The sequence below is a fragment of the Nocardia sp. NPDC052566 genome, from assembly GCF_044547285.1.
In the GTDB taxonomy this organism is placed as follows: Bacteria; Actinomycetota; Actinomycetes; order Mycobacteriales; family Mycobacteriaceae; genus Nocardia.
Genome location: NZ_JBIUAF010000007.1, coordinates 347,616 through 370,127 on the forward strand (window position 1 = coordinate 347,616; position 22,512 = coordinate 370,127).

A 22,512-nucleotide genomic window follows, 5' to 3' on the forward strand; every position below is an offset into this window, starting at 1 on the left:
ATCGAGGGGTTGTGTCACCCGAGGAAATGAGCGAACCGATGTCCACCCCCGACGACCTCGTCCGCGCCATGTGCGAAAGCTGGTCGACCCCCGACCCGGACCGCATCGCCGCCTACTTCGCCGAAGACGCCGTCTACCACAACATTCCGATGGAACCCATCCACGGCCGCACCGCCATCCGCGACTTCATCGCCGGCTTCCTCACCACCTTCGACTCCATCGACTTCGCCATCCACCACCAGGTCACCAACGGCCCCATCGTCATGAACGAACGCACCGACACCCTCAACGGCAAAGACGGCCGCGCCACCCCTCTCCCCGTAGTAGGCATCTTCGAAGTAGCCAACGGCGCCATCACCGCCTGGCGCGACTACTTCGACATGTCCGCCATCAACCGCGCCTTCGGCCTCTGAGGCGCGGCAACATCAATCGAACAGATTCGCCACGGCTTCGATAACGACAGCTCGCCGATGCCAGGCTTCGAGTTGCTCGATGTCGGTGCACCCGGTGATCTGGTCGCGCGTGTCTTCACTGATGGCGAGGCCCCGGGCTTCGAGCACGTTGAGGACGGCCCGCGCTGCCTCGACGACCCGGCCTTCCGCTCGGCCTTGCGCGACGTACTTGCGTGCGAAGTCGCTCTGGTATTCGTACTTGAAGGTGGACGCCATCAGTTCCTCCAGGCGATGCCGGGCCGCCGCCGACAATGAGGCGGCAACAAGGTCATAGTACAGTTTCGCCCGCTCGTCATCGGTGCTCGACAGGCCTGCGAGTAGGGCGCCGAAAACATCGTCGGCCTGCGGTCCTTCGCCATGGGCAAGCGACGAGAGCACCGCGCGCTCCGGTTCCGCCCGCGCCACGGCGGGATCGGTGACGATGGGAATCGCGTCGGGTCCGAGGACCAACGGGTTGAGCACCAGGCCGGGGTGACCGAGTTCGATCGGGGAGCGGCACCACGCGGCGATACCGGAATCCGGGCAGACGACGACGAGATAGGCGGGGCACTCCAGTCTGGCCCGCAACGTGCTCACGTATACCGGCCACTTCCAATGCCTGCTCGGATCGCGGCACAGCTGGATCTCGACGACGATGCCGAGTACCACCGTTCCGGTCTCGTCGGCGAACACCAGCGCGGTGTCGCCACGGAACTCCTTCGGGCCGACATCGGTGAAATCGCAGGACGATGCGTGCGCTTGTTGGTAGGCGGGCACGGCGATGCCGAAAGCCTCGGTCAGTAGTCCCGCGGCCAGCGTGGGATGGTCGCGGAACATCTCCGTGAGGACCTCGTGCAGCTGGCTCGGCATAGCTCGGAAGTTACTCGGGCGCACCGACATATCCCGCTGGCCGAAATTGTTTCGAATTTGTGGGAACCGCCGGGGAGCTTCGCGCGTCAGATCATGACAACGGGGATTAAAGGGTGCTCTCGACTGCGGAGGAGAGGCACATGGATCGGTGTCCTGGATGTCATACCGCCTGGCGGAGGGGGATGAGCGCGCGGTCGCAGGCGCGGCCGGTGTTGCGGAGCGGGGAGCCGTGTGAGCGGTACACCTCGCGTCGGCGGCAGCGGCCCCGACCGGAGCCTGAAGCGGAGTGAGAGCGGGTCGGGTTGTGGTCGCGGGGTATTCGCACGTGCGCTGACGCCGATGTAGAGCTGTGCGCCGGGCGCACCCGGGGCCGGATGGGCCTGCGCGCCGAGCAAGCTCGTCGTCGCCCCGAGCCGGATGGGCGTGTACGCCAGTTGAGCTCGCCGAGCGCAGTCGAATGGCGGTGCGGCACGCCGTATGGGCGACCAGCTGACTACGCTCGGCGAAGCGCACCAATGGGGGCGGCCACCCCCTCGGGCGGTGTGGTGTTGTCTGCCGGGCACATGCGCTGGATGTGCTTGCGCGGCGGCCGAGTTCGCCGAGCGCAGTCGAATAGTGGTGCGACACGCCGTATGGGCGACCAGCTGACTACGCTCGACGGGCACACGGGTATGGGGGAGCCGCCCGAGAGCGCCGTGGGGTTGCGTGCCGTACGTTCGCGCCGCCGTCGCTACGAGTTGGACAGGCCCGCGATGGCGGACCATCCGTCGAACGCAGTCGAATGGCCGTGTGACACGCCGTACTGCAGGGCCATTTGACTGCGCTCGACGGGCAGCGAGCTTTGCGGCGGGCCAGTTGGGTGGCTGCGGCGTCGAGGTGTTCGGAGCCGGATATTTTCGCCGTGGCGCTCGCCGCCTCGGGGTTGGTTGGCCTGTGCGCTGGGAACATTCGCCGAGCGCAGTCGAATGGCCGTGCGACAGGCCGTATGGGGAGGCCATCTGACTGCGCTCGACGGGCGGGGCACCGGGGAGAGGGTGGTTTGGCTCGGGTTGACTGCGCTTGGGAGGTGGGTCAGTTCGGGAGGAGGAAGGTGCGGATTGCGGTGACGGTGGCTTCGGGGTTTTCGAGGAGAGCGGCGTGGCCGGTGTCGATTTCGGTGAAGGTGCTGGTGGGGATGGCCTGGTGGACCGATCGGGCGTGTTCGAGGGGGACGAGGGAGTCCTTTGTCAGGCCGATGACCAGGGTGGGGGCGGTGACGGCGGAGAGCGTTTCGGTCAGGTCGATGCGGAGGCCGAGGTCGATGCGGCGGTCCAGGCCCGCGGGTGGGTTGCTCGACAGCATGGCGTCCAGCTGTTGCTGTTCCAGGGCGGCCAGGAAGGTGGGGCTGAACGCGTGGGATAGGCCGAAGCGCTGACCCAGTTCGGGATCGAGGGTTTGCAGGCCGAGCCAGGTCTCGAACATCAAGCGGTGCCGCGGATTTCGGCTGTCCGACCACGGTGCGATGAGGACGAGCCGGTGCACGAGCTCCGGATGGGTGGCCGCGGTGGCGGCGGCGACCACGGCGCCGAGCGAATGCCCGACCAGATCGGTGGGCTCCTCACCGCCGGAGCGCAATGCCTCGGCGATCTCGGCCACCAGCAGCTCCAGCGACAGCGGACCGTCGGCGACGGTGGACCGACCGGCGCCGCCGTAATCCGGTGTCAGCACCTTCCACTGGTCGGTGAACCGATCGATGACGTGGCCGAAGGCGGACGGGCCATCGGAATTGGTGCCGTGCAGCAGCGCTAACGCGGTCATGTCGAGACTCCTCCCTCTGTAACGCTTGCCACGCTACCGTGTCGCCTCCTCCGGAAGTAGGTGTGCGAGCAGCAGTTTGAGAAGCAACACCGGTGCGAACCAGGCCACCGCATGCGGCAGCTCTTGCACGCTGGTAACCACGACCATGCTGAAAGCGGTGGCGCAGAACGCGATCGGCCGTTGCAGCAGCGATGGTGCGAACGTCACGAACACCGCCCCGCCGAGTATCAGCGCGTAAATGATGGCTGCCGCCGCCCAGCCGAAACCGGGCACCACCAAGGCGAGGATGAACGGATGCAGGTGGATCGCCACGAATCCGAGGTGATGCGGCCAGTGTCGTCCCGGCCGGTGATACCAGCATTTCGCCGCGCTGGTCGCGTTGACCACCGCGCCGCCGAACAGATCGAAGGCGACCACCGTGACGACGACGATCCGCCACAGGTCGAGATCGGCGTGCCAGGCCAGCAGGAACGCCGCCGCGGCGCCGGCGAACGCGGCGGAGAATCCGAGCGTCACCTCACCGTCGGTGGCGTTCGGTGCGATCATCCGGTCGGTCACCTTGCTCATTTCCGGATTCCTTCCACGCAGAGCCGCACCAGCGGCGTGGCCAAATCGCGCAGCGACACTTCGGGATCCACCAGCGTCTGCACCAGGCAGCCCTCGATCGCGCCGACGATCACCGCCGCGTGCCGCTCGTCGATGCCCGCACGCAGCTCCCCGTCGGCAGCCGCCTGCGTCAGCAGCTTCCCGATCGCCGCGCGGTACTCGTGATACAGCGCCGCCAGATCGAGCGGCGGTTTCGATGCCCACACATCGAGCAGCACCCGCGCGTAGTCGGGCTGCGCGGCGAGCATGTCGACGGTCCCGCGCACCAGTCGCTCCAGCCGCTGCAGACCGGTGCCGTCCCCGAGGTCGTGCAGCACATGTTCCGTGCGACGGGCATAGAGCTCGAACGCGCCGGTGAGCAGCGCATCCCGGCTGTCGAAGTACAGATACACACTGCCCTTGGCGATGCCCGCCTCCGCGGCGACATCCTCGATGCGGGTGGCGGCGAACCCCTTCCGGGCGAACACTCGCACCGCCGCGTCGAGGATGTCCCCTTGGCGTGCTACGCGGTCCACTTTCCGCGGCATGCACCCGATTATGAATGACTGGTCAGTCATAAACAAGCTTTTGCCAACCGCGTCAGCGCACCGCCGCGAACTCGGATGTCCCCCGGTCGCTTTCGGCTGTGGCAGGGCGGCGCGCGGTGGACGTGATGCCGTTGGCGATCCCTGCTCGTGCGCGGCAGTTCCGGGCGGCCGCGCCGACCCGGACGCCAGATATCCGCGGCTGCTCGACACGGTCCTGGCCGCGGCACTCGCCGACGAGGCCGCCGACAAACGCGGCGGCCTCGCGGCGAGGGCGAAGTGACTAGCGCACGGCTTGGACGGCGGTCACCATATTGCGCAGCGAGGCCTCGACCTCGACCGGGCCGCGGGTCTTCAGGCCGCAGTCCGGGTTGACCCAGAGCCGTTCCGCCGGAACGGCTTTCAGTGCGGCGCGCAGCGAGGCGGTGATCTCCTCCACGCTGGGCACGCGCGGCGAGTGGATGTCGTAGACACCCGGCCCGACGCCGAGATCGAACCCGGCGGCATTGAGGTCGTCGAGCACCTCCATATGCGAGCGGGCCGCCTCGATCGAGGTCACGTCGGCATCGAGGCCGGCGATCGCGTCGATCACCTCACCGAACTCCGAATAGCAGAGATGGGTGTGGATCTGGGTGGCATCCGAGACGCCCGAGGTCGCGAGCCGGAACGACTGGACCGACCAGTCGAGGTAGGCCTGCTGGTCGGCCGCACGCAGCGGCAGCAGCTCGCGTAGCGCGGGCTCGTCCACCTGGATGATCCGGATGCCCGCCGCCTGCAGATCCACCGTCTCGTCCCGGATGGCGAGTGCGACCTGCCGCGCCGACTCGCCGAGCGGCTGATCGTCGCGCACGAACGACCAGGCCAGGATGGTGACCGGACCGGTGAGCATGCCCTTGACCGGCTTGTCGGTCAGCGACTGCGCGTAGGTGATCCAGTCGATGGTCATCGGCGTGCGCCGCGCCACGTCGCCGAACAGGATCGGCGGCCGCACGCAGCGGGTGCCGTAGGACTGCACCCAGCCCTCCTCGGTGGCGGCGAAGCCGTCGAGCTGTTCGGCGAAGTACTGCACCATATCGTTGCGCTCCGGTTCGCCGTGCACGAGCACGTCGAGGCCGAGCTTCTCCTGCAGCGCAATGACATCCGCGACCTCCGACCGCATCAGGCGCACGTATTCGGCCTGATCGATCTCGCCCTTGCGCAGCTGCGCCCTGGCGACCCGGATCGCGGAGGTCTGCGGGTAGGAGCCGATCGTGGTGGTCGGCAGCGACGGCAGTCGCAACCGCTCGGCCTGCAGTTCCCTGCGCCGTTCGGCCGGTGCGCGACGGATCGCGTCCGGGCCGAGCGCGGTGAGCCTGGCACGCACCTGCGCGTCGTCCAGCCGCGGATCGGTCTTGCGGGTCGCCAAAGCCGCACGGACAATGGCCAATTGGTCGGCGATCGCGTTCTGCCCGGTGCCGAGGCCGGTGGCGAGCAGCCGCACCTCGCTCACCTTCTCCGCGCCGAATGCCAGCCAGCTGCGCAGTTTTTCGTCGAGCTGGGTTTCCGCGGCGAGGGTGTAGGGCACGTGCAGCAGTGAGCACGAGGTCGAAACCGCCACCGACGCAGCGACACCGAGCAGTGTGCCGAGCGTCGCCAGCGCCCGGTCGAGGTCGGCCCGCCACACGTTGCGCCCGTCGACCACGCCCGCCACCAGCAGCTTGCTCGCCAGTGCCGGTACCGCCGCCACATCCGAAACGTCGGCGCCGGAGGTGAAGTCGAGCGCGACGCCCTCGACGGCGGTGCTCGCCAGCGCGCCGAGCGCCGCGCCCGGCTGGCCGAAGTAGGTGGCCACCAGGATCGCGGGCCGCTCGGTGGCCGCCGACAGTTCGGCGTAAGTGCTTTGCACCAGCTCGATTTCGGCCTCGGTGAGGTCGGTGACCAGCACCGGCTCATCGATCTGCACCCAGCTCGCGCCGGTGCGTGCCAGCTGCGCGAGCAGGTCGAGGTAGAGCGGCACCAGCTCGCCGAGGCGGTCCAGCGCCGCGGTGCCCTTGGCCAGCTTCAGGAAGGTGATCGGGCCGATCACCACCGGCCGTGCGGGCGCACCGACGGCGAGCGCTTCGCGCAGTTCCTCCAGCAGTTTCTCCGGATGCAGCGAAAAGACGGTGTCCGGACCGATTTCGGGCACCAGGTAGTGATAGTTGGTGTCGAACCACTTGGTCATCTCCAGCGGTTCGACGGTGTCGGTACCGCGCGCCGCGGCGAAGTACCGGTCGAGCGGATCGGCGATCCCGGCGACCCGCTCGGGCAGCGCGCCGAGCAGTACGGCGGTGTCGAGCATCTGGTCGTAGTAGGAGAAGGTGCCGACCGGCACCGAATCGAGCCCGGCGGAAAGCAATTCGGCCAGTTGGGTCTGGCGCAGGTCGCGGGCGACGGCGTGCAGTTGCGCGGCGTCGATGCGGCCTGCCCAATAGGACTCGGTGGCGCGCTTGAGTTCGCGCCGCGGACCGACTCGTGGGAGGCCCAGAACCGTTGCGGTGAACGGGGATTGCGTAACAGTCACGTTTGTAGCTCCAGTGCTGAGGACGTAGACCATCGCCCTATGAGCTGAAGCGGAGACCAGCGAGACGCCGAAAAGAGCCCGGCACCGGGACGAGTCCGGCGAACAACACTGGGGTCCGCGCGCCCAATCCACGAGGCGGTGGCCGCCGGAAACGGTCGTCTCCGGCACGGCTGGCAGGTCTTCGGACTCGCGGGCACCGGCCGGTCGGCCGACCCCGGCAAGGCCGGGGCTTGTCCTACTGGCCGTCGCTTCCCAGGCTCACGCCCAGTGCATGGTTGACGGCTGTCGTTCCTGCATACCGCTGCGGGACAGTCCCGGATTCCCACCGGGTTCCCTCTCACTCGCGCACCCTCGCGGGTGTGCGGGTTCGACTCCGATCACGCGACGTAGGGGCTCCATCTCGTCGGCACCGGTGAACCAGCTGCGTCGTCCAGCATAGGGCCGCGGGCCGCGGGGCGCGAACGGCCGCCGGTGATGACGCGCCGGTAAACACAACTTCGCAACGCTGCCAAGCTTTGTTGTGAAGATTCCTGCGAAGGGGGCTTCCGTGTTCGTGAGGCCTTCGGCGGGCGGTACCTTAGGCAAATGTTCTCGAAAGTCTTGGTCGCCAACCGCGGCGAGATCGCCATTCGCGCGTTTCGCGCGGCCTATGAGCTCGGCATCGGGACCGTCGCGGTCTTTCCCTACGAGGACCGCAATTCGGTCCACCGGTTGAAGGCCGCCGAGTCGTATCAGATCGGCGAGCAGGGCCACCCGGTCCGGGCGTATCTGTCGATCGAGGCGATCGTCGCGGCGGCGAAGTCGGCGGGCGCCGACGCCATCTACCCGGGCTATGGCTTCCTGTCCGAGAACCCCGACCTGGCGGCCGCCTGCGCCCGCGAGGGCATCACCTTCATCGGCCCGTCCGCCGAGGTGCTCGAGCTGGCCGGTAACAAGGCGCGCGCCATCGCGGCGGCCAAGGCGGCCGGGCTGCCGGTGCTGCGGTCGAGCGCGCCGTCGGCGGATGTGGACGAACTGCTCGCGGCGTCGCGGGAACTGAACTACCCGATCTTCGTGAAGGCGGTCGCCGGCGGCGGCGGTCGCGGTATGCGCCGGGTCGCCGAGCCCGAGCAGCTGCGCGAATCGATCGAGGCCGCCTCGCGCGAGGCGGAATCGGCGTTCGGTGACCCGACGGTGTTCCTCGAGCAGGCGGTGGTGAACCCGCGCCACATCGAGGTGCAGATCCTGGCCGATCAGCACGGCAATGTCATGCACCTGTTCGAGCGTGACTGTTCGCTGCAGCGCCGCCATCAGAAGGTGCTCGAGCTCGCGCCCGCGCCGAACCTGGATCCCGAACTGCGCGACCGCATTTGCGCCGACGCCGTGGCCTTCGCCCGGCAGATCGGCTACAGCTGCGCTGGCACGGTCGAGTTCCTGCTCGACGAGCGCGGCAACCACGTCTTCATCGAGATGAACCCGCGCATCCAGGTCGAGCACACGGTGACCGAGGAGATCACCGATGTCGACCTGGTGCAGTCGCAGCTGCGCATCGCGGCGGGGGAGACCCTCGAACAGCTCGGCCTGAGCCAGGAGACGGTCACCATTCGCGGCGCCGCGCTGCAGTGCCGCATCACCACCGAGGATCCGGCCAACGGTTTCCGCCCCGACACCGGCCGCATCACCGCCTACCGCACGCCGGGCGGCGCGGGCATCCGGCTCGACGGCGGCGCCAACCTCGGCGCGGAGATCGGCGCCTACTTCGACTCGATGCTGGTGAAGCTGACCTGCCGCGGCCGCGACTTCGCCACCGCGGCGGCGCGGGCCAGGCGCGCGCTCGCCGAGTTCCGCATCCGCGGTGTCGCCACCAACATCCCGTTCCTGCTCGCGGTGCTCGACGATCCCGACTTCAAGGCGGGCCGGGTCACCACCTCGTTCATCGACGAGCGCCCGCAGCTGCTGACCCTGCGCGGCTCGGCCGACCGCGGCACCAAGATCCTCAACTACCTGGCCGACATCACCGTGAACAAGCCGCACGGCGAGCGGCCGACCACGCTCTACCCGCACGACAAACTGCCCGCCATCGACCTGACGGTGCCGCCGCCGTCGGGATCGCGGCAGCGCCTGTTGCGTTTGGGCCCTGAGGGTTTCGCGGCGGCGCTGCGCGAGCAGAAGGCGGTCGGCGTCACCGACACCACCTTCCGCGACGCGCACCAGTCGCTGCTCGCCACCCGTGTACGCACCAACGGCCTGCTCGACGTCGCGGGGCATGTCGCCAGGATGACCCCCGAGCTGCTGTCCATCGAGGCCTGGGGCGGCGCGACTTACGATGTGGCGCTTCGCTTCCTGCACGAGGACCCGTGGGAGCGGCTTGCGGCGCTGCGCGAGGCGGTGCCGAACATCTGTCTGCAGATGCTGCTGCGCGGCCGCAACACCGTCGGCTATACGCCCTACCCGGAACAGGTGACGCGGTCCTTCGTCGCCGAGGCGACCAGCACCGGTATCGATATCTTCCGCATCTTCGACGCGCTCAACAACGTCGACCAGATGCGCCCGGCGATCGACGCGGTGCGCGAAACCGGCACGGCCATAGCGGAAGTCGCGATGAGCTACACCGGTGACCTGGCCGACCCGAACGAGACGCTCTACACCCTCGACTACTACCTCAAGCTGGCGGAACAGATCGTCGACGCGGGCGCGCACGTGCTCGCCATCAAGGACATGGCGGGCCTGCTGCGCGCGCCGGCCGCCGCGAAGCTGGTCACCGCGCTGCGCAGCAACTTCGACCTGCCGGTGCACGTGCACACCCACGACACCCCGGGCGGTCAGCTGGCCACCTATCTGGCCGCCTGGCAGGCGGGGGCGGACGCCGTCGACGGCGCCAGCGCCGCGATGGCCGGAACCACAAGTCAGCCCGCACTTTCCGCGATCGTCGCGGCGGCGGCCAACAGCGAATACGACACCGGCATCAGCCTGGAGCACGTCTGCGACCTGGAGCCGTACTGGGAGGCGCTGCGAAAGGTGTACGCGCCCTTCGAATCCGGTCTGCCCGCACCGACCGGCCGGGTGTACACCCACGAGATTCCCGGCGGCCAGTTGTCGAACCTGCGCCAGCAGGCGATCGCGCTCGGGCTCGGTGACCGCTTCGAGGAGGTGGAGGCGAAATACGCTGCGGCGGACCGGCTCCTCGGCCGCCTGGTGAAGGTGACCCCGTCCTCGAAGGTGGTCGGCGACCTGGCGCTCGCGCTGGTCGGCACCGGCGTGCCCATCGACGATTTCGCCGCCGATCCGGGCCGCTACGACATCCCGGATTCGGTGATCGGTTTCCTGCGTGGCGAACTCGGTACCCCCGCGGGTGGCTGGCCCGAGCCGTTCCGCACCCGCGCGCTGGCCGGGCGCGGCGCCGCCAAGCCCGAGACGCCGCTGACCGCCGAGGACGAGGCCGGACTGGCGGGCACCTCGGCCGAACGCCGAGCGACGTTGAACCGCTTGCTGTTTCCCGGCCCCACCGCCGAATTCCTTGCCCACCAGGAGAAGTACGGCGACACCTCGGGGCTGTCGGCCAACCAGTTCTTCTACGGCCTGCGCCACGGCGAGGAACACCGGGTGCAGTTGGAGAAGGGCGTCACCCTGCTCATCGGGCTCGAGGCCATCTCAGAGCCCGACGAGCGCGGTATGCGCACGGTGATGTGCATCCTCAACGGCCAGCTGCGTCCGGTCGCGGTGCGCGACCGCTCCATCGCCAGCGAGATTCCGGCGGCGGAGAAGGCGGACAAGGCCAACCCGGGCCAGATCGCCGCGCCGTTCGCCGGCGTGGTGACACTTGCGGTGTCCGAAGGCGATTCGATCGCGGCGGGTGACACCATCGGCACCATCGAGGCGATGAAGATGGAGGCCGCGATCACCGCGCCGCGCGCCGGTGTGGTCGGCCGGGTCGCCATCGGCCGGGTGCAGCAGGTCGAGGGCGGAGATCTGCTGATCGAGATGACGGTGCGCGAGGCCGCCGCAGAATGACGCGCATCGTCGCCGGTAGCGCGGGCGGGCGGCGCCTGCGGGTACCGCCCGCCGGCACCCGCCCGACCTCCGATCGGGTGCGCGAGGCGCTGTTCAGCGCCATCGATGCGCGCCTCGACCTGGACGGCGCCAGGGTGCTCGATCTGTACGCCGGGTCGGGCGCACTCGGCCTGGAGGCGCTCTCGCGCGGCGCCGCGCACGCGCTGCTCGTCGAGGCGGATCGCAAGGCCGCCGGCATCGTTCGCGGCAATATCGCCGACCTCGGCCTGCCCGGCGCCGAGCTGCGGCTCGGCGCGGTGGCGACCGTGCTCGGGCTCGGTGGCGCCGGGGAGTTCGACGTGGTGTTCTCCGATCCGCCCTACGACGTGACCACCGACGCGGTGATCACCGATCTGACGCTGCTCGCCGCGCACGGCTGGCTGGCACCCGACGCGCTGGTGGTGGTCGAGCGGTCGATCCGCTCGGCCGAGATCGTCTGGCCCGCCGGCTATCTCGCCGCGAAACCGCGCAAATACGGCGAGACCCGCATCGAACTCGCCGAGTTTCGCCGGGATGACGCGGCGATTCGGCCCCCTGATACCGTCTGAGCCATGGCTGGAGCGCTGTGCCCCGGGTCGTTCGATCCGGTGACTAATGGACACGTCGACGTATTCAATCGGGCCGCGGCCCAGTTCGACGAGGTCGTGGTGACCGTCTCGATCAACAAGAACAAGCAGGGCATGTTCACCATCGAGGAACGCATGGAGATGCTCCGCGACGCCACCGCGCATCTGCCGAACGTGCGGGTGGAGTCCTGGTACGGCCTGACGGTCGATTTCGCCAAGGAGCAGGGCATCACCGCGATCGTCAAGGGTCTGCGCGATGCCAGCGATTTCGGCTACGAGCTGCAGATGGCGCAGATGAACAAGAAGCTCACCGGTGTCGACACCTTCTTCATCGCCACCAACCCGTCGTTCAGCTTCCTGTCCAGCTCGCTGGTCAAAGAGGTGGCGTTCTTCGGCGGCGATGTCACCGACATGCTCCCGCCCTCGGTGCACAAGCGCCTGATGGCCCGCCTGGCCGAACGCAAAGCCTGAGGCCCCCGAACACGAATTCGCCCCGGTTCCGTTGGAGCCGGGGCGAATTCGTTGTGGGCTGAGATAGAAAGTTTCAGAACAGGCCGCGCAGGGCCAGGAAGCGCATCCCGCCGACCGCCGCGGTCAGGGCCAGGATCGCGCTCGCCTGCATGGCGCCGCCCAGTCCGGGTGCCCAGATTTCGAGTCCGGCCAGCGCCGCGGTGCTGATGCCGAGGCCGACCAGCGCGAGGCCGCCGCCCTCCCACTGCGCGGTGAACCAGCCGACCCGGCCGGTCGCGTGGAAGGTGAGCTGGCGGTGTAGCTCGTTGGCGATCACCGTGCTGACGATCGAGCCCGCGATATTGGCGACCAGCGGGCCGATGCCGTGGAAGGCGAAGAACAGCAGCACGTAGGCGACATTGCTCGAGCCGCCGACCAGTGCGAAGCGGACGAGCTGGGCGAACGCACGATCGCCGCGCAGGTACTGCATCAGCTGCCCGAACCGAGCCGACGACCCTGCCGACAACACCGGGACCGGTCCAGCCCAAGGCACGAACGGGCTGGTGGCCGACAGGGCCGCCGATCGTGGCATATCCAGGACAGTCATCGTTCTTCCGATCAACACGAGCTTCCGGTACGAACAACAGCGATGGCTGTCGCTTTGCTTCCCGCAGGCTCTTCGAGTTCCTCAAGTACTGCGTGTTCAGTATCTACTGAACAATCGAAACTTGTCAATCGCTGCGGTAGTTGTTCGATCCGTCGGCTTCCCTCACCTCACACGGGCCCCGGTGGGGGCTCGCGAGCACTCCGTGAAGATCCTGTTTCGATCTTCATGAATGAATTTAACACGAAGCGGAGACAGATCCTCCACTTGATTTGTGTGGTGTGCGAGACACTGGCACGACACACCGGACGATGACTCGGCACCAGCCGTGACGAGGGGCACACTGGGCGACGACGGCGGAGAGTTTTCGCCCGGAATCTGCACCGAGAGTGGGGTAAGTGAGCATGTATCGCGTATTCGAAGCACTCGACGAGCTGGTCGCCATCGTCGAGGAGGCGCGTGGCATCCCGCCGACTCGCAGCTGCATCGTGCCGCGTGGCGATGTGCTCGAACTGCTCGACGACGTGCGCGATGCGCTGCCCGGTGAGCTCGACGACGCCCAGGACGTGCTCGATCACCGCGACAAGATCGTCTCCGACGCCCGCTCGGCCGCCGAGTCGACGGTCACCGGTGCCAACGAACAGGCCGCACAGACCATCGGCTCGGCCCGCGACGAGGCCGACCGGATCCTCGCCGACGCCAAGGCGCACGCCGACCGGATGGTCGCCGAGGCCAGCGCGCACGCCGACCACCTCGTCAACACCGCGCAGGCCGAGGCCGACCGCGTGGTCGCCGACGGCAATGCCGAATTCGAGGAGGTCACCGGCCGGGCCAGGGTCGAGGCCGATCGAATGATCGAGGCGGGCAAAACCTCCTACGATCGCTCCGTCGCCGAAGGTCAGGCCGAACAGGCCAGGCTGGTCGCGCAGACCGAGGTGGTGCGCGCCGCGCACGCCGAATCGGCGCGGCTCATCGACGGCGCCCACGCCGAGTCGGACCGGATGCGCGAGGAATGTGACGACTACGTCGACGCCAAGCTCGCCGACTTCGAGGAGACGCTCAGCAATACCCTGCGCACCGTCGGCCGCGGCCGTCACCAGCTGCGCACCGGTGCGGGCGCGCCCGATTACGCCGCCGACTACCGCCGCTGACGCGACCGCTCGTCGTTCGGTTCCGAGGGGTTGGTTTGAGGCCGTGACCCGCCGTCGCGTACTGTTGAGTGGTTGCCCATTCCCCTCGAAACGTGAGTGAGTTCGTCATGTCCGCCGGTTCCGGTTCCGACTCGCGCTCCCGTGCGGCGTCGCGCCGCAATCCGGACGCGGCCTTCGTGCTCGACGTGCGCAGTCTCGGCCGCAGGCCGGGCACCATGCGTGAACTGCGGCGTAGTTTCGCGGTGAACGAGCGGATGGGGCTGGAGCTCATCGCGATTCCCGCAGGCGCCGAGATCGATCTCGATCTGCAGTTGCAGGCGGTGTCCGAGGGTGTGCTGGTGACCGGGACGGTGTCCGCACCGACCGAGGGGGAGTGCTCGCGCTGCCTCGAACCGTTCACCGGTTCCGTCGAGCTGTATCTCACCGAACTGTTCGCCTATCCGGACAGTACGACCGAGCAGACCACCGAGGACGACGAGGTCTACCGCATGGTGGACGACACGATCGACCTCGAACCGGTGATCATCGACGCGATCGGCATCGAGTTGCCGTTGCAGCCGCTGTGCACCCCGGACTGCCCGGGACTGTGCCCCGAATGCGGGGTGCGGATGGCGATTGCGGGTTCTGCGCACTCGCATGAGATACTTGACCCTCGCTGGGCCGGGTTGGCGAAGTTCGCCACCGAGTCGCCCGGCAGTGGCAGCCCCGCTACGGCGGCAGCCGACCGAGACCAATTCGCAAGCAAGACAGAGGAGAAGTAGTCGTGGCCGTTCCCAAGCGCCGGATGTCCCGTTCCAACACCAGGTCGCGGCGCAGCCAGTGGAAGGCCACCGCGCCTACCCTGATCACCTGCCCGAACCGGGCGTGTGGCGAGAAGACCCTGCCGCACATCGCCTGCCCGTCCTGCGGCACCTACAAGGGCCGCCAGGTCACCGCAGCTGTCTGACGTTCGACCTGTCGTAAACGACGTGACCGCAGGGAACGAATCCGACTCGTCCGGTGCACATGCGAGCCTGCTCGACGCGCTCGGCGTCGAGCTACGCCCGGATCTGCTGCGGCTCGCGCTGACGCACCGGTCGTACGCATACGAGAACGGCGGCCTGCCGACCAACGAGCGCCTGGAATTCCTGGGCGACTCGGTGCTCGGCCTCAGCATCACCGAGCGGCTGTACCACGAGCACCCGGACAAGTCCGAGGGCGAACTGGCCAAGCTGCGGGCGAGCGTGGTGAATATGCACGCGCTCGCCGAGGTGGCGCGTGGGCTCGGCGAAGGCGGCCTCGGTGTGCATCTGCTGCTCGGTAAGGGCGAAGAGCTCACCGGTGGCCGCGACAAGCCGAGCATCCTCGCCGACGGCATGGAGTCGCTACTCGGCGCCGTGCATCTGCAGCACGGCATCGATGTCGCGCGCGAGGTGGTGCTGCGGCTGTTCGCCGATCTGCTCGAACGTGGCCCCAGGATGGGCGCCGGGCTCGACTGGAAGACCAGCCTGCAGGAACTCACCGCCGAGCGTGGCCTCGGTGTGCCCAGCTACGAGATCACCTCGACGGGCCCGGACCACGACAAGGAATTCACCGCGACGACGGTGATCGGTGGCCGTGGCTACGGTCAGGGCGTCGGGCGCTCCAAGAAGGAAGCCGAGCAGAAGGCCGCGGGCGCCGCCTATCAGGCGCTGACCGCCGAAAACTGACGTGCCGGAACTTCCCGAGGTCGAGGTCGTCCGGCGTGGACTCGCCGAGCATGTGGTCGGTCGCGTCATCGAATCGGTCGTGGTGACCCATCCCCGGTCGGTGCGGCGTCACCTCGAGGGCGCCGCCGATCTGGCCGCCCGGCTGACCGGCCTGCGGGTCGCGTCCGCCGAGCGGCGCGGCAAATACCTTTGGCTCACCTTCGACGATCCGGAGACCTCGCTGGTCGTTCATCTCGGGATGAGCGGTCAGATGCTGGTCCAGCCCGTCGACGCGCCCGCGGAAAAGCATGCGCACATCCGGGCCGGGCTCGACGATGATACCGAGCTGCGCTTCGTCGATCAGCGCACCTTCGGCGGCTGGCAGCTCGCCCCGTTGCTCGAGGTGGACGGCACCATGGTGCCGGAGCCGGTCGCGCATATCGCGCGTGATCCCCTGGATCCACTGTTCGATGCCGACGTCGCGGTGAAGGCGTTGCGCGCCAAGCAGACCGAGATCAAACGGGTACTGCTCGATCAATCCGTCCTTTCCGGCGTCGGCAATATCTACGCCGACGAATCGCTGTGGCGGGCCGGGCTGCACGGCGGGCGGCTCGCCTCCGGGCTCAGCAGGACCGCGATGCACGGGCTGCTCACCGAGGTCGGCGCCGTCATGGGGGAGGCGCTCGCCGCGGGCGGCACCTCGTTCGACGCGCTGTACGTCAATGTCAACGGCCAGTCCGGCTACTTCGAGCGGTCGCTCGCGGTGTACGGACGCGAGGACGAACCCTGCCGGCGCTGCGGTGCGGCGATCCGGCGGGAGAAGTTCATGAATCGTTCGTCCTACTCCTGCCCGCGCTGCCAGCCGAAGCCCGCGGCGCGAGCGACGCGCCCGTAGGCGGCAGCGGAGCGTGACCACGGAGGGTGCCGGGAGCGTCGCCGTCAAACACTGCATGAGGTAGTTCGCGCACGCTACCGTTTCTTCTAGGCGGTCCGGGATGTCACGCCGGCCGTGGAGGAAGGACATATGCGCAAGCTCACCTACTACGTCGCATCGACCATCGATGGGTTCATCGCCACCGAGGAGGGCTCGGTCGATTTCTTCCCGGTAGGGGGTGATCACGGTCCGGCCATCACCGCGCTGTACCCGGAAACCCTGCCGACGAAGGTGCGCGAGGCACTCGGCATCGATAAACGCAACGCCAACTTCGACACCGTGCTGATGGGGCGCAAGACCCACGATTTCGGTGTGCGCACCGGCACGTCGAGCCCGTATGCGCATCTGCGGCAGTTCGTGGTGTCGACCACACTGCCCGAGTCGCCCGACCCGGCGGTGGAATTGATCACCGGGGATCCGCTGTCGACGGTGCGAGAACTCAAGCGCGAGAAGGGCCTCGGGATCTGGTTGTGCGGCGGTGGTGAACTGGCACAGGTGCTGCTGCCGGAGATCGATCAGATCTTCCTGAAGCTGTATCCGATCGTGCTCGGCCGCGGTCGTTCACTGTTCGGTGCCGGGCCGCGGCTGCCGGAGGCGGCCCGATTCCGGGTGATCACCAGCCGGATCTTCGAGGACGGCGTGGCCTTCGTGAAGTACAGCAGGATTCGATAACCACCGTGGCAGGCCACGATTCGACCACACCGGACCCCGCCGCAGTGCCGGGGCCGGTGGAGGCGCTGCGCGAGATCGGCTTCTGGCTGGAACGGTCACGGGCGCAGACGCATCGGGTCAAGGCCTACCGGCGCGCCGCCGACATCGTGGCGGCGCTGCCCGCGGATGAGCGTGCGGCGCATCGCGAGTCGCACAGCTGGCGCGAGATCGCGGGCATCGGGCCGAAGACGGCGGCGGTGATCGAGCAGGCGTATTCCGGTGCGGTGCCGGAGTATCTGGTCGAACTGCGCAAGGCCGCGCAACCCATCGGTGTGCCGGGCAAGCCGTTGCGCTCGCTGCTGCGCGGTGATCTGCACACCCACTCCGACTGGTCCGACGGCGGCAGCCCGATTACCGAAATGATGGGCGTCGCAGCGGCATTGGGGCACGAATACTGCGCGCTCACCGACCACTCGCCGAGATTGACCGTCGCCAACGGGCTTTCGGCCGACCGGTTGCGCCGCCAGCTCGACGTGGTCGCGAAGCTGAACGAGCAGTTGGCGCCGTTCCGGATTCTGACCGGCATCGAGGTGGACATCCTCGACACCGGAAAGCTGGACCAGCGGGCCGATCTGCTCGCCGAACTCGACATCGTGGTGGCCAGCGTGCACTCGCATCTGCGCGACGACAGCGAGACGATGACGCGGCGGATGGTGTACGCGGTGGCCAACCCGAACGTGGATGTGCTGGGACACTGCACCGGTCGCCTCGTGGAAGGGGAGCGCGGCACGCGGCCGGAGTCCAGCTTCGACGCCGAGGTGGTCTTCGAGGCCTGCCGCACCTACGGCACCGCCGTCGAGATCAACAGCAGGCCCGAGCGCCGCGACCCGCCCTCGCGATTACTGCGGCTCGCGGTCGAGATGGGCTGTGAATTCGCCGTCGACACCGACGCGCACGCGCCGGGCCAGCTGGATTGGCAGGGCTACGGGTGCGAGCGCGCCGTGGCGAATGGTGTTGTGCCGGAACGGATCATCAATACCCTGCCGCTCGATGAGCTGCTCGCCTGGACGAAATCGCATTCCTGAGCACAGGTGGCCGTGCGGTTAACTGTTGTCCAACACTGACGCCGCCGGCGTGTGGGCGGCGGTTCGCGCCGCAGAATGGTGCCAGCAGTGGCGAATTGGGGAGTGGATCAACTGGTGGGTGGGTTTCCGGTCGAAATCATGCTGGCGCTCATCGGTATCGCGGTGCCGATCATCGCCTTCCTGTGGGAGTTCGTCTTCGTCGGTCGCAGGCGGATCGGCTACCGCGTGCAGATGGACACTCCGGTCACCGGTGAGATCGAGTCGGTGTTTCCCGGTGTGCTGCCGCAGTTGCGTCCCGATATCGATGGTTCGAGCCCGGCGCTGACCGACCTGTCGGTCGTGCTGGTCCGGATCGAGAACAGCGGTTCGACCCCGATCGATACGCACGATTACAGCGCACCCGATACGGGCCGGGTCGGTCTGCATCTGCACTTTCCGGGCCGCAGGGTGATCGGCATGGCGGTGACCGAACTGAGCGACTCCGGCTTGGCCGACAGCCTGGACCGGCATGCGGGAATCGCGGTGCGGGAGGACACTTCCGGGCATATCGGCGTGATCGATCTGCCCAAGGTGCCGCTGAACCGGCGCGATCACTACAAGATCCTGGCCATCCTGCAGCGCTCCGACGGCACCGAGGATTATCCGGCGCCGGTGCTGCGCGGCGGGATCAAGGGCGGGCGGGTCACCGAAACGCAGAGCCGCACCGGTGTTTCGCGAGTGATGGTGGCGCTCACGGCATTTCTGGTTTCGGTGATCGTCGTCCAGTACGCCGTCGCCGCGCTCGCACCGTCGCCGACTCCGCTGGACTGCGCCACCGGGAAGCTGACGGTGGTGGGATCGTCGGCCTTCTCCTCGGTGGTCACCGAGGCCGCCGAGCAGTACCGGAAGCGCTGCACCGGAGCGGAATTCGCGTTCGGCTTCGAGGGCACCGAGCGCGGGCTGGACCGGCTGGCCGAGGAGGGCAAGGACAATCCGGGTCTGCTCACGATCAGCGACGGTTCGAAGGGCACCGGATATCCGGCGCTGGTGTACCGGCCGCTGGCGCTGTCGCTGTTCACGATGATCGTCAACAAGAGCGTCGGCGTGCGGAGTCTTACCGTGCGCCAGATCCAGGACCTCTACCAGGGGCGGGTGACGAACTGGCGCGAGGTCGGCGGCCCCGATCAGCCGGTGGTGCTGGTCAATCGGATTCCGGGATCCGGCACCAGGCGGACGTTCGAGCGCAGGCTGCTCGACGGCGCGCAACCGGATCGCCCGCACGTGAGCTGCACCGCCATCAAAGACACCCCACGGACGGAGGCCGCGCACTGCGACGCGCAGGTGACCAAGGATATGCAGAAGGCGGTCGGCGATATCTCCGGCGCCATCGGCTATTCCGAATTCTCCGAGGCGGTGCAGGCGGACCTGCCGACCGTCGCCATCGACGGCGTCACCGCCGGTCGCGACGCGGCGATCAACCGCACCTATCCCTTCTGGGGTGTGGAGTATGCCTACAGCAACGGCGAGCTGCCCGGCGACTCGCTCGCCGCCGGCTTCCTGCACTTCCTGACCAATCAGACCGGCAAGGATGTGCTGCGCGCGCACGGCAACGCGCCGTGTGGCGAGCTGCCCGATCCGGCGCGCTGCCTGCCCGAGCCGTAGGGGCGTGCCGGAAACCTGTCGGTGGTCTACACCAGGATGGAGCAATGACGGTTCTGTCCCTGCATCAGCTCAATCGCACCTTACTGCTACGCCAGAAGTTGGTGGAGCGGGTCGAGATGACCCCGTTCGAGCTGGTGCGGCACCTGGTCGCCGTGCAGGGGCAGGAGCCGAACTGGCCCTATGTCGGGCTGTGGGCGCGCTTGGCGCATTTCCGGCGCGACGACCTCGCTGCGCTGCTGCGTGACCGGAAAGTGGTGCGCTCCACCATGATCCGGCGCACCGTGCACCTGGCCGACGCCGACGACTTCCGCTGGCTGCGCCCCACCGTGCGCCCTGCCGTGCATGCCGCGCTCCAGGCGGCGTATTACCGCGACGAGATCGAGGGGATCGACCTGGACGCGCTCGCGGTGAAGGGTCGCGAGCTGCTGAGTGGGCGGTTGCTGACGCGTGCTCAACTCGGCCGTGAGCTGGCCGAGCACTTTCCGGACCGGCACGTCCGCCGCCTCGCCGAATCGGTGGAGGTCATGGTGCCGATGGCGCACGGGCCGGACAGTGGTGCGTGGGGCGCGTGGCGCAACCGCGCGGTCACCATCGCGATCGCCGAGGAATGGACCGGCCTGCCGATGGACACCGCACCGGATCCGGAGGCCCTGATCCTGCGCTATCTCGCGGCCTTCGGACCGGCGACCGTCGCCGACGTCCAGGCGTGGGCCGGTGTCACCAAGCTGGCCGAGGTCGTCGCGCGGTTGCGCCCTCGGCTGCGGGTGTTCCGCAACGAGGCGGGCAAGGAGCTCTTCGACCTGCCCGACGCCCCCATCGCGGACCCGGATCTCCCTGTCCCCGTGCGCTTCCTGCCCGCCTTCGACAACGCCCTGCTCGGCCACAAGGACCGCGCCAGGGTGATCAGCGACGAGGACCGAGCCCGCATAAACAAGATCGCCTCAGCAGGCGTGCCGATGTACCTGGTCGACGGCTTCGTCCACGGCCGTTGGGATCTTGACGGCACGACCATCCGCATCACCCCGTGGCACCTACTGTCTTCCGCCGACGAGACTGCCGTTCTGGCCGAGGCTCAGCGCCTGTTGTCCTTTATCGCACCGGGTGAAACGGGCACGATCGTAATCAACCCCTGAGCTGTGCGTTCAGCCCACCTGCAACTGCTCATCGCCGAAATCGGCAACGAGCTTGAGCTCGCCACCCAGGGCCGCCACGTACCGTTTGAGTACCTCACGGGTCGATACCTCACCCTGTTCGATCTGGGAGACACGGGCGATCGAGACCCCCATCATGCTGGCCACCTGGCCCTGGGTGAGGCTGCGATGCTTTCGCAATTCCGCCAGTCGCCAGCCCTGGGCTTGGTCATTGAGGCGACCGACCTCCTCTTCGAAGCGTTCGGGACCGCCAGCGGTCTCGATGGCACGGTGGAGGTGTTTGGTGTCGCGCCAGCGACGATGAGCGCTCATGGTTGCGACTCCTGTTCTCGCTCTAGTAGATACGCTTGATACAGCTGCTCGGCGTGTGGTATCGCCTCGGAATACCACTGTTGCCACCTGCCCGCTTTGTCTCCGGCCACCAGCAGGATTGCCGATCGCCATGGGTCGAAGGCGAACAGGATCCGGATCTCGCTGTTGCCTGCGGATCCCGGCCGCAGTTCCTTCAGATTCGCGATCTGCGATCCGACGATGCTGTCGACGAGTGGGCGACCTAAGCATGGCCCGTTTTGTTCCAGCATGAGGATCGCCTGGTTTACCAGTTTGTGTGTGTAGCGATCGGTCTCGTATATCCCATCAAGGAATTGCTCTACCTCGTCGGTGATCAGGATCTCCCACTCGTTCATTGACGGTACCTCCCCCACGTCTCGAATTCAAGGATATTCTTTAATGTGGATGATCTATTGACTGAGCTCAGAGCCTAGAGGGAGCTATTGACAACAAACGAAGGCAAGCGCTATCTGTCGTACGACGCAGGTTGCCGGGGAGGCGGGAAACGCGGAAGGCTGCCTTCATCGGTGGGATGAAGGCAGCCTCCGGCTTACTGGATCGGGGTCAGCCGCGGAACGGGTAGCGGCGGTCCAGGTCGAGGTTGAGTTCCAGGACATTCACCCGGGGCTCGCCGAGGAAGCCCAGGGTGCGGCCGCTGGTGTGGGCTTCGACCAACGCGCGGACCTGGTCCTCGGAGATGGTGCGGGTCTTGGCGATTCGGGCCACCTGGAGGTCGGCGTACCTCGGGGAGATGTTCGGATCGAGGCCGCTGCCGCTCGCGGTGACGGCGTCGGTGGGCACCGGGGTGTCGACGGGGGCGTCGCCGATGATCGGGACGATGCGGCCCACCGAGTAGTCCTCGCCCTCCTTCGCGCACTCGACCTGCACACCCTTGTAGGTGCCGAGGAACGGCTGCGCGGGGCACAGCTGGTTGACGCTGACCACCTTGACCGGATGCGCCACCTCACCGTCGGCCTCGCGCGGCCCGATCACCGAGAGCACCGCGCCGACACCGTCTTTCGTGCAGAACGGGCGGGCGCCGTCGACCCCTTCGCGGTCGCCGACCTCCTTGCTCCGGGTGCACACGGTGGTGAGCAGGCTCGCCTTGGTCACCAGCTTGTTGTCCTCGTCCCTGCTGAACGAGTCGACGATGCTCTCCGGGCCGAGGTTGGACGCAGAGGTGGTCAGCGGGTTGTAGCCGTTGCCGGCGCCCTCGCTGAGCTCACCCGCCGCCGACGGGCGGCTCTGGAAGTACTGCACCAGCACCTTGCCCTCGGTGTCGGTGAACGGCTGGCCGATCAGGCTGCTGCCCACCACCTTTCCGTCGACGGTGAGCAGCGAGCCGTCGGCCTTGTCCTTCAGGCCGGGGATCTGCCCGATCGCGAAAACCGCCACCGGATAGACGATTCCGGTGATCACGGTGAGCACGAGCAGCGCACGCAGCGCGGCAAGGTGCTGCCGGATCCAAGTTGACATACGCATA

General features: G+C 67.7%; 23 protein-coding genes and 1 riboswitch. Of the genes, 14 read left to right on the forward strand and 9 right to left on the reverse strand.

What is annotated here, in order from left to right:
- Positions 1 to 38 precede the first annotated feature (38 nt).
- Positions 39 to 413 (forward strand): nuclear transport factor 2 family protein, encoded by a 375-nt coding sequence (locus ACIG5A_RS36295; protein WP_397248641.1) that lies wholly within the window; start codon positions 39 to 41, stop codon positions 411 to 413.
- Positions 414 to 425: 12 nt separating this feature from the next.
- Here ACIG5A_RS36295 and ACIG5A_RS36300 read toward each other — a convergent pair whose 3' ends face one another.
- The 4 genes from ACIG5A_RS36300 to ACIG5A_RS36315 all read right to left on the reverse strand — a co-directional run bounded on the left by ACIG5A_RS36300 (position 426) and on the right by ACIG5A_RS36315 (position 4,231).
- Entirely contained in the window at positions 426 to 1,301 is an 876-nt protein-coding gene (locus ACIG5A_RS36300) for a hypothetical protein (protein WP_397248643.1), read from the reverse strand.
- A gap of 1,071 nt (positions 1,302 to 2,372) precedes the next feature.
- Entirely contained in the window at positions 2,373 to 3,098 is a 726-nt protein-coding gene (locus ACIG5A_RS36305) for an alpha/beta fold hydrolase (protein ID WP_397248645.1), read from the reverse strand.
- A gap of 33 nt (positions 3,099 to 3,131) precedes the next feature.
- The gene (locus ACIG5A_RS36310; RefSeq protein ID WP_397248647.1) at positions 3,132 to 3,665 is read right to left on the reverse strand and encodes a hypothetical protein; all 534 of its coding nucleotides are present in this window, start codon (positions 3,663 to 3,665) and stop codon (positions 3,132 to 3,134) included.
- Positions 3,662 to 4,231 carry a TetR/AcrR family transcriptional regulator gene (locus ACIG5A_RS36315; RefSeq protein ID WP_397248649.1) on the reverse strand — a complete coding sequence of 190 codons (570 nt, stop codon included), beginning with the start codon at positions 4,229 to 4,231 and terminating at the stop codon, positions 3,662 to 3,664. Before ACIG5A_RS36315 ends, ACIG5A_RS36310 begins: the two co-directional genes overlap by 4 nt.
- Positions 4,232 to 4,271: 40 nt before the next feature.
- Between ACIG5A_RS36315 and ACIG5A_RS36320 the strand changes: the two genes are divergently transcribed.
- Positions 4,272 to 4,511, forward strand: a complete 240-nt coding sequence (locus ACIG5A_RS36320) for a hypothetical protein (protein ID WP_397248651.1) — start codon at positions 4,272 to 4,274, stop codon at positions 4,509 to 4,511.
- Here the strand turns inward: ACIG5A_RS36320 and metE are convergent, their stop codons facing one another.
- The gene (metE, locus tag ACIG5A_RS36325; protein WP_397248653.1) at positions 4,512 to 6,803 is read right to left on the reverse strand and encodes a 5-methyltetrahydropteroyltriglutamate--homocysteine S-methyltransferase; all 2,292 of its coding nucleotides are present in this window, start codon (positions 6,801 to 6,803) and stop codon (positions 4,512 to 4,514) included. It abuts the gene before it with no gap.
- 121 nt (positions 6,804 to 6,924) lie between these two features.
- Positions 6,925 to 7,138, reverse strand: a riboswitch (cobalamin riboswitch).
- 217 nt (positions 7,139 to 7,355) lie between these two features.
- Here metE and ACIG5A_RS36330 point away from each other — a divergent pair.
- From ACIG5A_RS36330 to coaD, 3 genes are read left to right on the forward strand one after another with little or no spacing between them, the layout of a single operon-like run.
- Positions 7,356 to 10,760 (forward strand): pyruvate carboxylase, encoded by a 3,405-nt coding sequence (locus ACIG5A_RS36330; protein WP_397248655.1) that lies wholly within the window; start codon positions 7,356 to 7,358, stop codon positions 10,758 to 10,760.
- Positions 10,757 to 11,347: a 16S rRNA (guanine(966)-N(2))-methyltransferase RsmD gene (gene rsmD / locus ACIG5A_RS36335; RefSeq protein WP_397248657.1), complete on the forward strand. Its 591-nt coding sequence runs from the start codon at positions 10,757 to 10,759 to the stop codon at positions 11,345 to 11,347. The genes ACIG5A_RS36330 and rsmD overlap by 4 nt, the downstream gene beginning before the upstream one ends.
- 3 nt (positions 11,348 to 11,350) lie before the next feature.
- Entirely contained in the window at positions 11,351 to 11,836 is a 486-nt protein-coding gene (coaD, locus tag ACIG5A_RS36340; RefSeq protein ID WP_397248659.1) for a pantetheine-phosphate adenylyltransferase, read from the forward strand.
- Positions 11,837 to 11,909: 73 nt separating this feature from the next.
- Here coaD and ACIG5A_RS36345 read toward each other — a convergent pair whose 3' ends face one another.
- Positions 11,910 to 12,422, reverse strand: a complete 513-nt coding sequence (locus ACIG5A_RS36345) for a GtrA family protein (protein WP_397248661.1) — start codon at positions 12,420 to 12,422, stop codon at positions 11,910 to 11,912.
- A gap of 401 nt (positions 12,423 to 12,823) precedes the next feature.
- Here ACIG5A_RS36345 and ACIG5A_RS36350 point away from each other — a divergent pair, with 401 nt between their 5' ends.
- The 9 genes from ACIG5A_RS36350 (at position 12,824) to ACIG5A_RS36390 (ending at position 20,681) form a co-directional block, all read left to right on the forward strand.
- Positions 12,824 to 13,570, forward strand: a complete 747-nt coding sequence (locus ACIG5A_RS36350; RefSeq protein WP_397249437.1) for a DivIVA domain-containing protein — start codon at positions 12,824 to 12,826, stop codon at positions 13,568 to 13,570.
- A gap of 107 nt (positions 13,571 to 13,677) precedes the next feature.
- Positions 13,678 to 14,331 carry a YceD family protein gene (locus ACIG5A_RS36355; protein ID WP_397249439.1) on the forward strand — a complete coding sequence of 218 codons (654 nt, stop codon included), beginning with the start codon at positions 13,678 to 13,680 and terminating at the stop codon, positions 14,329 to 14,331.
- Between the two features lie 2 nt (positions 14,332 to 14,333).
- A complete protein-coding gene (rpmF, locus tag ACIG5A_RS36360; protein WP_014987105.1) occupies positions 14,334 to 14,516 on the forward strand; it encodes a 50S ribosomal protein L32 in 183 nt (60 codons plus the stop codon).
- A 22-nt stretch (positions 14,517 to 14,538) separates the two neighbouring features.
- On the forward strand, positions 14,539 to 15,258 hold the full coding sequence (gene rnc, locus ACIG5A_RS36365; RefSeq protein WP_397248663.1) for a ribonuclease III: 720 nt from the start codon (positions 14,539 to 14,541) through the stop codon (positions 15,256 to 15,258).
- 1 nt (position 15,259) lies between these two features.
- Complete coding sequence (gene mutM, locus ACIG5A_RS36370; protein ID WP_397248665.1) at positions 15,260 to 16,132, forward strand: bifunctional DNA-formamidopyrimidine glycosylase/DNA-(apurinic or apyrimidinic site) lyase; 873 nt, start codon at positions 15,260 to 15,262, stop codon at positions 16,130 to 16,132.
- Between the two features lie 129 nt (positions 16,133 to 16,261).
- Positions 16,262 to 16,843 (forward strand): dihydrofolate reductase family protein, encoded by a 582-nt coding sequence (locus tag ACIG5A_RS36375; protein WP_397248667.1) that lies wholly within the window; start codon positions 16,262 to 16,264, stop codon positions 16,841 to 16,843.
- A 5-nt stretch (positions 16,844 to 16,848) separates the two neighbouring features.
- Positions 16,849 to 17,907, forward strand: a complete 1,059-nt coding sequence (locus ACIG5A_RS36380; RefSeq protein WP_397248669.1) for a PHP domain-containing protein — start codon at positions 16,849 to 16,851, stop codon at positions 17,905 to 17,907.
- Between the two features lie 87 nt (positions 17,908 to 17,994).
- The gene (locus ACIG5A_RS36385) at positions 17,995 to 19,548 is read left to right on the forward strand and encodes a PstS family phosphate ABC transporter substrate-binding protein (RefSeq protein WP_397248671.1); all 1,554 of its coding nucleotides are present in this window, start codon (positions 17,995 to 17,997) and stop codon (positions 19,546 to 19,548) included.
- Between the two features lie 44 nt (positions 19,549 to 19,592).
- Positions 19,593 to 20,681, forward strand: coding sequence for a winged helix DNA-binding domain-containing protein (locus tag ACIG5A_RS36390; RefSeq protein WP_397248673.1), 1,089 nt, complete (start codon positions 19,593 to 19,595; stop codon positions 20,679 to 20,681).
- 9 nt (positions 20,682 to 20,690) lie between these two features.
- Here ACIG5A_RS36390 and ACIG5A_RS36395 read toward each other — a convergent pair whose 3' ends face one another.
- From ACIG5A_RS36395 to ACIG5A_RS36405, 3 genes are all read right to left on the reverse strand, one after another.
- Entirely contained in the window at positions 20,691 to 21,011 is a 321-nt protein-coding gene (locus ACIG5A_RS36395; RefSeq protein WP_397248675.1) for a helix-turn-helix domain-containing protein, read from the reverse strand.
- Positions 21,008 to 21,385 carry a type II toxin-antitoxin system RelE/ParE family toxin gene (locus tag ACIG5A_RS36400; RefSeq protein WP_397248677.1) on the reverse strand — a complete coding sequence of 126 codons (378 nt, stop codon included), beginning with the start codon at positions 21,383 to 21,385 and terminating at the stop codon, positions 21,008 to 21,010. The genes ACIG5A_RS36395 and ACIG5A_RS36400 overlap by 4 nt, the downstream gene beginning before the upstream one ends.
- Positions 21,386 to 21,593: 208 nt before the next feature.
- The gene (locus tag ACIG5A_RS36405) at positions 21,594 to 22,511 is read right to left on the reverse strand and encodes a potassium-transporting ATPase subunit C (protein WP_397248679.1); all 918 of its coding nucleotides are present in this window, start codon (positions 22,509 to 22,511) and stop codon (positions 21,594 to 21,596) included.
- Position 22,512 lies beyond the last annotated feature (1 nt).